The following is a 12,928-nucleotide window of genomic DNA, read 5'->3' as shown; positions in this document are numbered from 1 at the left end:
GCCAAGGGGAGCCTAGATGCAAGTCGGGCTCCCCTCTTTATTGCTTTCGTGTCACTGGCTTAGTCTAAACTCCAGTACCCTAGAAAAAGATATTCAGAAGCTGGAGAGTGAAAAGATAGAGTTGTCAAAACAGATTGTTGAACTAAAAAATAAAAACTCAGAACAATCACAGTTTATTAATGAGTTAAATAAAACAGTTCAAAATTATCAGGAAATAACAAATAGTCCGGACATGGCGATGATGTTACTTCCATACCTTCTTGAAGCAATAAGTTTAGGGCCTTGGGATGGCACTATTGACTGTGGGGTTAGGTCAGGAGGTTCAACGAAAGAGTTAGCTTGTAGCCAAATTCAAACACTTCTTTACTACTTAGATTCAACTAAGTATAAGCCTGAAGTACCAAGGGAAGAAGTTAGAGCAAACCTTGCGCGTTATCAAAGAGATGAAAAATTGAGTCTTGCCCAAAATGAGAGAACTGTAGGTATGCTAGACCAAGAAACTTTGACTAGATTGATTCAGCAGCGCTTAAATGATACAAAAGAAAGTAAAAAAGCTTGTGAATTTTTTCCAAAAGGTTGTTAATTTTTTACTCTTTGTTTCCTAACTCAAGTGATCTGGTGAGCGCTGACACCTATCCATCCAACCCGGCCCAGTTGAGGTAAGCGCAGCTATGCCGTAGGTTTATTGCCAACGCAACCGAAACGCATTCCAACCCCACCCGTTCCACTGAGTTTGCCGATACTGGAGCCTGCTGCATCACCGGCGAAGAAACTGCGCGGCAGCAGTCCGGGTCCTGATTCAGCACTGGCGATCGCATCATGTTGGACGCATCTGCTATCACCGGCGGGGGAAACTCTGGGCATCCCATCAAGAAAAAGCAAAGTTTAAGTTGGTGTACTCATTAACGCGCCAGCGGTCCAGACAAGCGCCCGTCATCACCGCATCCTGGAAATTAGCAGCCAGGGCATTCGCGTCCGTGAGGTTGGCATAGCTCAAATCCGCCTCAATCAGTCTAGCGCCGACCAAACAAGCGCCAATCAGTTCAGCATAGTCCAGGTTGGCTTGGACGAGTTGCGCTTTGCTGAGATTGGCCCCATTGAGCTTGGCTTTGCGGAAGAAACCCCCACTGAGGTTAGCCGTAGTCAATTCCGCTTCACTCAAGTCAGCCTCCCAGAAGTTGGCACCTATCAAGTTAGCATTGACGAGGTTGGCGCGCTGGAGGTTGGCACTTCTGAGGAATCCAGCCAACAAATAAACATCGTTGAGATTGGCTTGAGTTAGGTTGGCATGGCTTAAGTCAGCTTCTCGGAGGTTGGTGCGGCTGAGGTTGGCGCTAACTAAATTGGCCCCAACTAAATTGGCTTCGATGAGTTCGGCTTCTTCCAGATTGGCATGATTGAGGTCAGCATTCCTGAGATTGGCTTCGCTCAGGTCGCCTTCACTTAAGTCGGCTTCAGTCAGGTCAATTTGGACGGTGGGATTCTCGTTGCGCCACTGATTCCAGGTTTCTACGCCTTGTCGGATTAGATGAATCTGTTCTGGATTTGCCATTCTTTTGACTCGCCTAGACCTCATCTATTGTGAACCGATCGCATCTGGCATCTGGACCAGCAAAACCCCAATGGCAGGCGGTCACCGGGGCGTTACTCTACGGCATCGACTTGAACAACTAGGACGATTGACTCCAACATTAGCTGATTACCTGTAACCGACTTAACCCAGATACAACTCTTGCAAGTATAGCACATTATTTCCGGTAAATCGAGTAAACTAGCTGCTGTTGTGGTGGTTTGACCCAGACGCACCAACAGCGGATTGTCGGCTGAAGGGAATCAAAAATTTCGCCTTTTAAGTGTTCGCGCACCAACCGCACATCCACATAGTCCTCGTTTTCCTCTAGGGGAAACAGCTTGAATGTGATGCGTTTGAGATAGACCGCTCCACTTCGGCTTCTGCCCTTCTCTGGTAGGGGAACGAGCTTCCAGGTTTGACCCCAAGGAGAGTCAACCGGGGATTTGAACCGGATTTTGTCGCTGGCTTTGTCGGCAAACATTCCGGCTTGAGTTGGTAAAAAATCGTTAGGGTCCAGGGTCAGGCGAATTCTAAAGTTGTTCATCAGCAATGCAGGCAATTCTATTTTTCTTGAGCCTAGCTGAAAAGCGTTACAGTTTGGGCTAACCCGGCCCAGTCAATTCCAACTGGCATCCACAAAATCACTCTCTCCCTTGAAAGCTGCCCTTAACCGATCGCATCCCCAGCAACTCAATTCTGGCAAAGACCTAGCGACCACCTTTGCTAGACCAAGCAACTGCTAAACTCATCCTATCGACCCAGAAAAAGCACCCCACCAGCAACAAACTGATGAGCACCTCCGAGGACACCAAAATTGCCAATATCCTCAAAAGATGGCTGAACACGGCCAACGAACTTGAAGCAGACACAAGCCGATACTTTCCTATCACGCGACTAACCAGCGTCAAAAGTTTATGCCGCAATCGCAAGAGTGCCCAACAGTTTGCCCTCCATATCGCCCAGCGGGTGCAACAATCCATGACCCAGGCTCCCGCTCCCGATTATTTCGAGCCTGCCGAATGGGACGCGCATCAGCAAATAGTGGCTGAAGCGATTGCCCTGATGCAACGAGCAATGGCGGATGAACCTGATACTCAAGAACTCCTGCGAACCCTTATCAAGCAGATTGACTCATTCCAGGGGGACGACTACCGGAATTTTCAATGGGGAATGACGGTGCATTTCGTCCGCAGCGGTAACCTACTCAAACTGGAATACGCTATACAATGTTTTGTCCAGTCAGATTATCCGTATTACGCCTATCAACTGGCTAAACAATATGCCGAACATTACGAATCCAGTTGCGGCACGGGGCTAATCCCCAAGTCTAGGCCCCAATTGCTCGATATTGCTGAGTTCTGGTGCCAATATTATTTTAGTCAGTCTTTGCAGGAACGGTTTCCTAAGTTAGTGTCCAGTTGAATCTGTTGGCAGAGGTGGTGCTGATCGCATCTTTGGCAGGAATCAAGCTGGTTGGATTTGACAGTGGCGGTAAGCGAAGCCATGCCGTAGGCTATCGCATCGCAGGAATTCAACCGAGACTCCGACAGTGGCGATCGCATCGAACGAACCGAAAGGGCTGACTCCGACAATGGCGAACCCGGTACGAACAGCAACAGGTTTGCTTCCGGTGGTGGCGATCTCATCCTAGGAATCGAATAGGTTGACTCCACTGATTGCGATCGCATCGTAGGAATTTAACAGACTAAATCCGGCAATGGCGATCGCATCCCCGCCAGTATGAAATAGGCTGAATCCACTGGTGACGATCGCATCACCGGCAGGGAGCAACGGACTAAGTTACCGCTTATCAACGGCCCCTATCCGTAACTGCCAATGGTTTTTAGCCCTCTCGCAGTCTGGGCAAACATCCACGGTATCCCCGCCATGATTCCGACAAATCAGATAAAACGAAAGCTGACGGGCATGGAGTCGGCAGATGGGCCAATCGCTATTTTCCCCGTCGCACAATAGGGTTGCAGGATTATCACAAAAATCGCACTTCATGGGAATTCCTCCGTTTCTCAACATCAAAATATTGGCTTATCCCGTCGCCGCTGGGTGAGACTAGCTTGGAGCCGTTAGATTGAGTCGGTTCCAAAATTAAGGGTATCCTGGGAAATGATATTCACTCAATGCACTGATGACCACCCTAGAAAAACTTATCCTAGAATCCTTACAAACTCAGAGAAGGCTACCTCAAAGCATCCAAAAATATCTTAATCAAACCTACTATTCTCTCGCTGATTTAGAGGATATAGAAACGACTCTACAGCAGCTAGAAGCCGACGGCAAAGTAAGACGCTATAAGTTGCCATCGGGTCAAGAAACCGATATGTGGGAGTTAGTGCGAGATACCGTTTAAGCGCAGGATGTACTCATACGCACTTATGCAATGTTCTGTAATGCACCCACCCTCAATTGGTTCAGTTTCCCTGGGGCGATCGCGTAGCGTCTCTTCACTAGAATCGCATCATCACCCCGGAAAGAGTCATTGCGAATAACTGCCGGAACTGACAGGTTAGGGATTGAGTTGCGATCGCTTGCCGGTAGCAGAATCCATCGACTTGATTCAGTTGGTAAGCAACTCATCCGAGTGAGTACCGATCGCCGCTGGAACTAACTCGCTAGGAGCTATTGGATTGAGTCGGTATCAGGCTAGGCGATCGCCACGGGAAAACTCAAGCCCATTCCCCCCGAGAATCACCTGCGGCAAAAACTCAAGAATTGACTCGGTTCCCCTGGGGGCGAACATCAGCCGGATGGTCATCGGCAATAACTCTCAGCACTGAGAGTTTAGAGATTGAGTTGAAACTATCCCGTAGGCGATCGCCTCTCAATCAACAGAATCTATTTGCGCCCAAACTTTTTCCGCAACGAATCGAAAAATCCCGTTGGTGGTTCAGAGGCTTCGATTTCCTTACCGGGGACAGTCTCAGCCGTATAGAAAGGCAACCGTGAGCCTAGCTTTTCTATCGGCTGTTTCGGCAGTTGGAATAAGAAGACGCCCCGAGGATTTTCAATAGTCTCCCAAGTCGCTTCAATATGACCTAGGGCTGCATACACCTGGGAAATATGATGCTTCTCGATGGCTTGCACCACCTTCTTATCCAGCGGAATCCTGAATCCGGCTAACTTGTCGCGTACTTCCTCGGTCAGGTTCGTTTCCTGGGGCCGCGCTACCACAGTTAAGTTCATTTCCTGGGGCCGCGCTACCGCACTCACCGTCACTGTTTGTTTTGAGGCTGGCTCCTCTTGGTGTTGACTGATTGTTTCAAGTTCCTTACTTGCAATCGCCGGAACACTTGTCTCAACCAGAGAAGTTTGTTGCGAAGCCAAGGATGTTGTCTGGGGCTTCGGGTTTACCAGAGATGTTGTGGGGGCCTCTTCTTCTTTACTCGCGCAAGCGGGCCAACCCTCTTGATTGGTAGGAGCTTTTGTTGATTTAAGATTGATATAAGATATGGCCGGTTTCTGTGGCATCGACTGCTGAGATGTCGGCTGTCCATCATTTGAATCCCGGCTGTCCATTGCCTGAAAATCATCTTTAACCGAGAAGGGCAGAGAGTTCCACCGTTCAAACTGCATGGCGGACCACAGTTTATCCGAGATGCGATATTTATAGGCCCGGTCTGTCGGCCACCGGCGCGCCCATTCCCGAACTAGGTAACCTTGCTCAACCAACCAGGTTAACCACCGCTGGACCGTATCGCGACAAAGGTCGATTTGTCGGGCGAGATTGTCCGCAGGGGCGTACACCCACTCGGGCGCTGAATATTTTTTAGGGTCCTTCTGATGAGTCCGGACCCATCCATCGATGGCAGAAACAATTCTGGCGGCGGACTTGGGAAGCACGCGGCGGTACTCCCGAATGATGTTAATCGGGTGCGAAACTTCTCCCAACACGCTCGAAAAGAACGCGCCGGTTTGAAATGAGGTACTATGCATTTGTCGGCTCCTGGTCTGTTCAGGGGTTGGCACAGGGTCGGAGTGGTGTCAACACTTCGGCCCGCTTGATTTATTTTACCAGATTTAGCTCAAGGCATTGCAGAAATTTAGCAAAGTTTTGATACAACAGATAATCACTCTCAATGCAGCTTGAGCGGTAGAATCGGGTTGGTTTCATTCGTTTGTCTTCACTGCCATGAACAAGACATTAGCCGAAGCGAAGGCCATCCATCGCCAGGGCCTGGAAATTGCCAAGCGCTCGGATTGGTTCCAAAAGCTGGACCGTCGCTATCGCAAGGTGGATGGTTACGAGCCGTTCTCCACTGCCGCGAAAAACCTCGCCTACAACTTGGTTGTAGCGGAGTCCGGTTTCATGGGAGGCTTGCTCGAACCGCAACGGATGTTAGACGATTTTGCCTGGAGTGCGGTAATTTCTGCGGCCTGGACCCTCGCTCACAATCCGTTTCCGGTCTGGTGGCTGCACCGGAATTTGTTTGAAGCATTTGAAGAGTCAGATTTGCCCAAGGCGATTGCGGATTTGCAGGTGAGCGCACCGTTTGGGATGATTATGTTACCCCGGGATAGAATCCTCAACCCGGATGGCGAACCCTGTGACTGGATTTTTTTCCAGCATCTGCCCCCAGGGTCCGTGCCGCCCACGTTGCGCTTTGGGCTGCATACCATTGAATTCCAGCCCATAGAATGCGAAAAGTTGCGCTGGGTCACGGTACTCAGAAATGGCACATCTTATGCCAGCCTTGTGGAAATCAACGGCGATGAACTCGTCCGGGGCAACTTTTCAATGGGGACGCAACATTTCACCGACAGCAACCCAGATTTTAGCCTCGAACAGCAATTCCAGTTAACTCTCGAAAAAATTGTCCTACAAACGCTCCTGTACCTCCAAATCCGCCCCGATGATTTGTTGCCTCCCACCAACGCGGTCCGCATTTCTAACAAAGGCCAAGGGTTTGGCGGCAAGAAATCTGACAAGGACCGGCTCAATCCGCTCATCATTGGACAACAGTTTCAGCCACAAACTGAACGTATCTCACGTCCTGCTCACTCGAACCATGCCACCCCCCGGACTCACTGGCGTAGGGGCCACTGGCGCAGGGTGGCAATGGGCGAGGGACGGCAGGAACGCAAATGGCGATGGATTCAGCCGGTCTTGGTTAATGGGTGAGAGGTCTCAGATTTGGAGGCGATCGCAACTGGGAATCCTCAAACTCTCAGCCCTGATACTTATTTGCTGGGGTGAATACCAGCGGGATGAATAACTGTCAGAGGTGAGAGCTAAACGAAAAAGCAATAAACGCTCAAACCCTTGTAGGGCAAGTGTCAATGTACCGATAAGATTGCCGGGACTGGAAGGATAAACTTGCCACAGCGAAAGCTGCAACACTTATTCTGGCGTCAAGTAGCCACCCGACATCTGCAACAGATGGAAGCATTCAATTGCCGTTGACTAAAAATGGAACGATAAAGCTGCCAAAAATTTAAGATTTTTTCAAAAGAAGAAGTGGTAAGCTTAAATCAAGCACTCACGCCAGTGCCAAGGGGACTTGAAGGTAAAAGCTTTACCCCTGTGCCCAAGAAAAACAAGGCATTAGTTGTGAGTTGCATCTAGAACCCAAGCTGGAGATGCGAGTAGGCTCACAACAGAAGAGTTCGATAACTGGTGTAATTGTAACAACCTATCAGCCCTGCAAAAAAAGACAATAGAAATCATCCGCAGCAGTGAACCAGCACGGCGTGTAGGTGGGGGGAGAAAGAATGTTTCTGGATTTTATCCCAGTCAGAAAATGGGCAGAAGCATTCAGTTTGAATCCCACAAGCTAGAGTTAGCATTAATCTACCAACTAGAACACGACTGGAATATCTTAGAATTTTACGACCAGCCACCATCGATTAAGCTGCAATATCAGTCTCAATCAGGTCGAAACATCGGCTTTTTCTACACTCCAGACTTTTTTGTACTCAAAAGAACAACCGCTGGATGGATAGAGTGTAAAACAGAAAGAGAACTGAAAAAGAAAGTAGAAAAACAGCCACAGCATTACAGTTCTGGAGAAAATGGTCACTGGCAAATGCCCTTGGCTACAGAATACGCAGCCCAACTGGGAATGGACTTTTGTGTCTGGTCTGATGCTCAAATAAATTGGGTGTTACAACGCAACATCATCTTTTTAGAAGACTATTACCGAAGTGAATATCCAACTTTACAAACAGCAACAATTCAACTACTACATAGCATAATCTCAAGCCAACCAGGAATTGCACTCAATCAGTTATTAAATCAGAATTTGGGAATTAAGCCCGATGAAATTTATTCCCTAATTGCCACCGAACAAATCTATGTAGACCTCAGTGCAGCCCCTCTAGTCGAACCCCAAAACTGTCAAGTTTTTCCAGACCGTACCACAGCACAAACCTATCAATCGCTGAAGTCGTCATCTTCAGTAGATGCTATTAGTTTACCCGTGTTGAACATAGCGCCCTATACACCAATTTGTTGGGATGGCAGAAGCTATACCATAGTTCAAAACGGTGAAACAGAGATTACTTTGCGTAATCAGTTAGGAGAATTAATCCAATTGCGAAACATAGAGTTTAACCGCCTTGTTCAGTTAGGGAAAATCACAGCTTTAACTACTACTAACTACAGCCCTTTGAGCGAACAAATCACAGATTTACTCAAGAAAGCCAGCCCTGCTGATTTAGAACAAGCCAATCGGCGCTACCGAATACTCCAAGCCCATTTTTCCGGCCAATTAACCGAAAATCAAACTATACCGGAACGCACCTTCCGAGACTGGCAGGCTAAATATCGTATCGCGCAGCAAAAGTACGGCTATGGGTACATTGGATTGCTAACAACCTCTCATACCAAGGGCAACCGCAACCGCAAACTGCCCCAACAGATTTTAGAACTGATGACCGAGTTTATCACCCAAGATTACGAAACCCATAAACAAAAACGAAAATCTGAAGTTTACGGAGCTTTTGTCCACGCCTGCTCAACTGCCGGAATTCCAGAGAATCAAATTCCTAGCTACAAGACATTCATTCAAGAAATCAAACGACATTCAGGCTACACTCAAACCCTGAAGCGGCAAGGACAAAGAGCCGCTTACCCACAGCAACCTTTTTATTGGGAGCTAGAACTGACCACACCCCGACATGGAGACCGTCCCTTCGAGATTGGTCATATCGACCATACCCAGCTAGATATAGAGCTACGGTGTTCAAAAACCGGACTGGTACTGGGTAGACCTTGGGCAACCTTTCTCGTTGATGCCTACAGCCGGAGAATTCTAGCCATTTATATGACTTTTGACCCGCCTTCCTATCGCAGTTGTATGATGGTACTGCGAATTTGCGTAATGCGGCATTCTCGCCTACCGCAAATCATCATCACCGACAACGGCAAAGAGTTCCACAGTACCTACTTTGAAAGCCTATTAGCCTGGTTTGAATGCACGCTCAAACATCGACCGCCAGCAGCATCGCGATTTAGTGGAGTTTGTGAACGATTATTTGGCACTGCTAACACCCAATTCCTCTACAATCTGACAGGGAATACCCAAATCACAAAAAACGTTAGGTTAGTCACCAAATCATTCAATCCCCGAAATTTGGCAGTGTGGACTTTAGGTAGTTTGTACCAGTATTTATGCCAATGGGCTTACTCAGAGTACGATACCACCCCGCATCCAGCTTTGGGAGTTTCCCCTCAGTCAGCTTTTACAACGGGGATAGCAGAATACGGAAATCGTTCCCATCGGCAAATTTGTAATGATGAAAACTGGAAACTATTAACTTTACCAAGTACACCCAAAGGACAAGTCAAAGTTCATCCCAGCCAAGGGATACAAATCCGAGGTATTCGCTACTGGTCTAACACCTTTAAAGACCCAGAAATTCATCACCTTTATGTCAATATCAGATACGACCCATTTGATGCAGGTATTGCCTATGCCTATGTCCGAGGTCAATGGGTTAAATGTATTAGCGAATATTATTCCATCCTGAAAGGACGCTCAGAAAAAGAGATTTGGTTAGCCACCGCCGAGTTACAAAAACGACAACAAAATCATCAAAAGCAATTCTTAGTTAGAGCCAAAAAGTTAGCAGAATTTTTAACCAGTGTAGAGGCGGAAGAAGTGCTGCTATCACAACGACTGATGGATGCTCAAATGATGGAAGTTTTTCGAGTCATTGAGTATGGAATTGTGACCAATAAAATTGATAGCCAATTGCCAGAATCAGAAACAATCAGTCCGGCAGCTCAAGAGAGTCATTCACCCTTCCAACCTAGTGCCAACAGTCTCTCGATTAATCCCCAGGAACTGCAACTTTTTGACTCTTATTAATTATGTCTTATCCCCAACAATTTCCTCCATCTCTACTGACCCAATCTCCAGAAGAGAGATTGGCTTACTTTGACAACTACACAATGGCACATCCCCGCTTAGACGAAGCCGTCAATTTACTCAAACTGTTAGTTAATCAGTCGGGAGAATCGCGGGTGATTTTTATTTATGGACCAACTGGAGTGGGAAAAACAACTTTGCGATTGTTGATTGAAAAATGGTTGATTGAGTCAACGTTACCGGAACTAGAAACTAACCCCGGTTGCTTACCAGTTGCTAGTGTTGAAGCCGTCATCCAAAAATCAGGGCTATTTAACTCCAAAGACCATATTAAACGTTGTTTGTTTGCTCTCAACGAACCCTTGATTGACCAGAAAATCGACTATGGGACAAGAGGAATCTATCGAAATGACAAGGGCCAAGTTATCATTGAATCTAAAGTGATTGAAACGGATTTAGCTTGGGCATTAGAACAAGCTTTAAAACATCGAAAACCGAAAATCTTTTTTATTGATGAAGCGCACCACCTACTGATGCTTGCCAGTGGACGCAAACTCACAGATTTACCAGAAGCAATTAAGTCATTAGCTAACCGTACTGAGGTAGTTCATGGGTTAGTTGGGACTTATGAATTACTCACTCTACACGATGTCGGCGACCAGTTGAGCCGACGTAGTGTTTATGTACATTTTCCTCGATATCGTGCTGATGTGAAAGAGGACAGAGAAATATTCCAAAGTGTGGTGTGGGGTTTTCAATTACATCTGCCATTACCAGAAACACCCGATTTAGTATCAAATTGGGACTATTGTTATGAGCGGAGTTTGGGCTGTGTGGGTATTCTCAAGAATTGGTTAAGAAATGCCCTGGCAGATGCGATAGCAGAAGGCGCTATTACTGTAGGAAGAAAACATCTAGAGCGACGAGCTTTAGGAGTGGCTCAATGCCGAAATATACTTAAGAAAATTAAGGAGGGTGAGTACAATCATGCTCAAATTGAAGCCGAAGCCGAACAACTGCGTGCTGAACTAGGGTTGCCAGTAACACCCGGACAAAGTAGCTTGAATTCGCAGCTATTTCCCTCATTCCATTCGGGTCATAATTTAAACAAAAAAAGACCCAAGCAAGTCGGTCAACCCAAACCCAAGCGACACCATTGTAGGAGTTAAGTAATATGGAACAATTTCAACTTACTCTCTATCCATCTTGGGATGTGCAAAAACCTACAATTCCTCCTAGAAGTCGTTTTTATCATCTAGAACCGATTGGAGTTGGCACTCCATATACAGAAAGCTTAACAAGTTACTTAATTCGACTTGCTCAAGAACACTGTGTTAATGTCTCTCAAGTGCTTCTCACTGAAATTGCTCCCCTAATTAGGAGAGAAAAAGAGCTATCATTCGCTCAAATTGAGAGTATTAGTAAAGTATGTGGAATTGACAGAAATAGAACTGCAATTAACGGCATGGGGTTGACGGCGACGCATCTAGTAATGGCTTTAGAAGCTCTCACCTCACAGAAAAATTTGCGTTTTCTTACCTTACTCCCATTAGCAGAAATTGTTTCTAAAAGAAGCTTACTCCGTCCCATTCGTGCTTGGTGTCCTATTTGTTATCAAGAGTGGCTAAATACTGACCAAACTATCTATGAACCCCTGTTGTGGTCAATTCAAATTATTGAGTTTTGTCCCTCCCACCATCATCCTCTACTCTCTAAGTGTCCTTATTGTCATCAGCAGCAGTTAGTTCTTTGTAGAAACTCGCGACCTGGATATTGTAATAAATGTGATCATTGGTTAGGAAAACGCTCTAGCAAAAAAGCTGTTGCTGGCTTAAGGGAAGGAGAAACCTTTGACAATCACTTCAGTTATATACTCAACAATGTTGGCGAATTAATTACGTTAGCATCTAGTCATGACTTACCTATTGAAGGCTATAAGCTTCAGCAAATATTCTCTCGTTATATTCATCAAGTTTATGGAGGTAATGTTACTGCTTTGTCTCGCCTTGTAGGAATTCATGCGACAACATTGAGTTGTTGGTATCAAGACGCAACTCTACCGCAACTTGATAAACTATTACAATTCACAGAGCGCTTACAAATCTCTCTGGTGGGGTTTTTAACTGAAGAATTCTTAGCTGATGATGGCTTGAATCAATCTGTAAATTTACCCTCTTCATCTTCTCAAACCAGAAAACATTTAAGAAAATTAGATTTAGAAAAATTACAAATTATTCAGTTAGTTCTTCAACAGGTACTTCAGGAGTCCCCACCACCATCCTTGCAGGATGTTGCACGCCGTCTTAACTATCGTTCTTTAGTTCTACAATATCATTTTCCCGACCTCTGCTCTCAAATTCAAGTCAATCATGCTGCTTATCGAAAACTGGAGCGTCAACAAAGAATTCAACCTGTTTTAGAAGCAGCCTTAGAAGAATTTCCACCGCCGTCTCTACTAGAAGTTGTTCGACGGCTTGGCTACAAAAATAACAGCTATTTATACACTTATTTTCCTTCTCTGTCGCGCCAAATTGCTAGGCGTTACAAAGATTATGTTAAAGTCTGTGGTCTAGAAGAAAGAAATCGCATCTTTCAAGAAATCCAGACTATTGCAAAGGAGATTCACGAAAAAGGATATAAGCCGACTCGACGTAGAGTAGCTGAACTCCTCCAAAAGCCTGGTATCATGCTCAATCGGTACGCTCAGGATATTTTGCGCCAAGTACAGCGTTCTCTTGGTTATGAGTGAGTTCTTCTTGGAGAGATATCTTCTGGCATCCCCAATCCAATTGGAAGCATATATTTGCCGGACTCTATTAGAAGCATAAACCTGCCGAAACGGCAATATTATGCTTCCAATGACAGCAAGCGTTTTATCTGCTACTTTGCGGCTGGTGTCAGCTTCGCTATTTCTGAGTCAAGTTGGATGCGATCGCCTCAAAACCCTACAGCCGAGGGATAGAGTCGAGGGGAATGTTACCATTCCACCCCTCTCTTCCGAAACCGTGCGTGCGATTTTCACCGCACACGG

General features: G+C 46.3%; 16 protein-coding genes. 10 read left to right on the top strand and 6 right to left on the bottom strand.

The genetic code is table 11. The features are described 5' to 3' along the window. Positions 1-16: 16 nt before the first annotated feature. A complete protein-coding gene (locus NG796_RS26040) occupies positions 17-583 on the top strand; it encodes a hypothetical protein (protein WP_261210392.1) in 567 nt (188 codons plus the stop codon). 86 nt (positions 584-669) lie between these two features. Here the strand turns inward: NG796_RS26040 and NG796_RS26035 are convergent, their stop codons facing one another. Continuing rightward, positions 670-864 carry a hypothetical protein gene (locus NG796_RS26035; RefSeq protein WP_261210391.1) on the bottom strand — a complete coding sequence of 65 codons (195 nt, stop codon included), beginning with the start codon at positions 862-864 and terminating at the stop codon, positions 670-672. A gap of 4 nt (positions 865-868) precedes the next feature. Then, the gene (locus NG796_RS26030) at positions 869-1,552 is read right to left on the bottom strand and encodes a pentapeptide repeat-containing protein (RefSeq protein ID WP_261210390.1); all 684 of its coding nucleotides are present in this window, start codon (positions 1,550-1,552) and stop codon (positions 869-871) included. 4 nt (positions 1,553-1,556) lie between these two features. On the opposite strand from NG796_RS26030, the gene NG796_RS26025 reads away from it, so the two are divergent. After that, the gene (locus tag NG796_RS26025; RefSeq protein WP_261210388.1) at positions 1,557-1,709 is read left to right on the top strand and encodes a hypothetical protein; all 153 of its coding nucleotides are present in this window, start codon (positions 1,557-1,559) and stop codon (positions 1,707-1,709) included. A 39-nt stretch (positions 1,710-1,748) separates the two neighbouring features. On the opposite strand, the gene NG796_RS26020 is transcribed toward NG796_RS26025, so the two are convergent. Continuing rightward, positions 1,749-2,117 carry a hypothetical protein gene (locus NG796_RS26020; protein WP_261210386.1) on the bottom strand — a complete coding sequence of 123 codons (369 nt, stop codon included), beginning with the start codon at positions 2,115-2,117 and terminating at the stop codon, positions 1,749-1,751. Positions 2,118-2,362: 245 nt separating this feature from the next. Between NG796_RS26020 and NG796_RS26015 the strand changes: the two genes are divergently transcribed. Continuing rightward, positions 2,363-2,995, top strand: coding sequence for a hypothetical protein (locus NG796_RS26015; RefSeq protein WP_261210384.1), 633 nt, complete (start codon positions 2,363-2,365; stop codon positions 2,993-2,995). Between the two features lie 17 nt (positions 2,996-3,012). Further along, complete coding sequence (locus NG796_RS26010) at positions 3,013-3,156, top strand: hypothetical protein (RefSeq protein WP_261210383.1); 144 nt, start codon at positions 3,013-3,015, stop codon at positions 3,154-3,156. 64 nt (positions 3,157-3,220) lie between these two features. Here the strand turns inward: NG796_RS26010 and NG796_RS26005 are convergent, their stop codons facing one another. Together NG796_RS26005 and NG796_RS26000 are read right to left on the bottom strand one after the other, a co-directional pair. After that, entirely contained in the window at positions 3,221-3,364 is a 144-nt protein-coding gene (locus NG796_RS26005) for a hypothetical protein (RefSeq protein ID WP_261210382.1), read from the bottom strand. 9 nt (positions 3,365-3,373) lie between these two features. Further along, positions 3,374-3,580 (bottom strand): hypothetical protein, encoded by a 207-nt coding sequence (locus tag NG796_RS26000; RefSeq protein ID WP_261210380.1) that lies wholly within the window; start codon positions 3,578-3,580, stop codon positions 3,374-3,376. A gap of 136 nt (positions 3,581-3,716) precedes the next feature. Here NG796_RS26000 and NG796_RS25995 point away from each other — a divergent pair, with 136 nt between their 5' ends. Beyond that, the gene (locus tag NG796_RS25995) at positions 3,717-3,938 is read left to right on the top strand and encodes a hypothetical protein (RefSeq protein WP_261210378.1); all 222 of its coding nucleotides are present in this window, start codon (positions 3,717-3,719) and stop codon (positions 3,936-3,938) included. Positions 3,939-4,067: 129 nt separating this feature from the next. Further along, positions 4,068-4,196 (top strand): hypothetical protein, encoded by a 129-nt coding sequence (locus NG796_RS25990; RefSeq protein WP_261210376.1) that lies wholly within the window; start codon positions 4,068-4,070, stop codon positions 4,194-4,196. Between the two features lie 227 nt (positions 4,197-4,423). On the opposite strand, the gene NG796_RS25985 is transcribed toward NG796_RS25990, so the two are convergent. After that, on the bottom strand, positions 4,424-5,521 hold the full coding sequence (locus NG796_RS25985; protein WP_261210374.1) for a helix-turn-helix domain-containing protein: 1,098 nt from the start codon (positions 5,519-5,521) through the stop codon (positions 4,424-4,426). A gap of 196 nt (positions 5,522-5,717) precedes the next feature. On the opposite strand from NG796_RS25985, the gene NG796_RS25980 reads away from it, so the two are divergent. The 4 genes from NG796_RS25980 (at position 5,718) to NG796_RS25965 (ending at position 12,646) form a co-directional block, all read left to right on the top strand. After that, complete coding sequence (locus NG796_RS25980) at positions 5,718-6,707, top strand: hypothetical protein (protein WP_261210373.1); 990 nt, start codon at positions 5,718-5,720, stop codon at positions 6,705-6,707. 619 nt (positions 6,708-7,326) lie between these two features. Further along, positions 7,327-9,897 carry a TnsA endonuclease N-terminal domain-containing protein gene (locus NG796_RS25975; RefSeq protein ID WP_261210371.1) on the top strand — a complete coding sequence of 857 codons (2,571 nt, stop codon included), beginning with the start codon at positions 7,327-7,329 and terminating at the stop codon, positions 9,895-9,897. A gap of 2 nt (positions 9,898-9,899) precedes the next feature. Then, the gene (locus tag NG796_RS25970) at positions 9,900-11,066 is read left to right on the top strand and encodes a TniB family NTP-binding protein (RefSeq protein ID WP_261210369.1); all 1,167 of its coding nucleotides are present in this window, start codon (positions 9,900-9,902) and stop codon (positions 11,064-11,066) included. 5 nt (positions 11,067-11,071) lie between these two features. Beyond that, positions 11,072-12,646, top strand: coding sequence for a TniQ family protein (locus NG796_RS25965; protein WP_261210367.1), 1,575 nt, complete (start codon positions 11,072-11,074; stop codon positions 12,644-12,646). Positions 12,647-12,928: the final 282 nt, after the last annotated feature.

It is taken from the genome of Laspinema sp. D2d, assembly GCF_025370755.1.
Lineage (GTDB): Bacteria > Cyanobacteriota > Cyanobacteriia > Cyanobacteriales > Laspinemataceae > Laspinema.
This window is presented reverse-complemented; position numbering and strand designations above follow the sequence as displayed.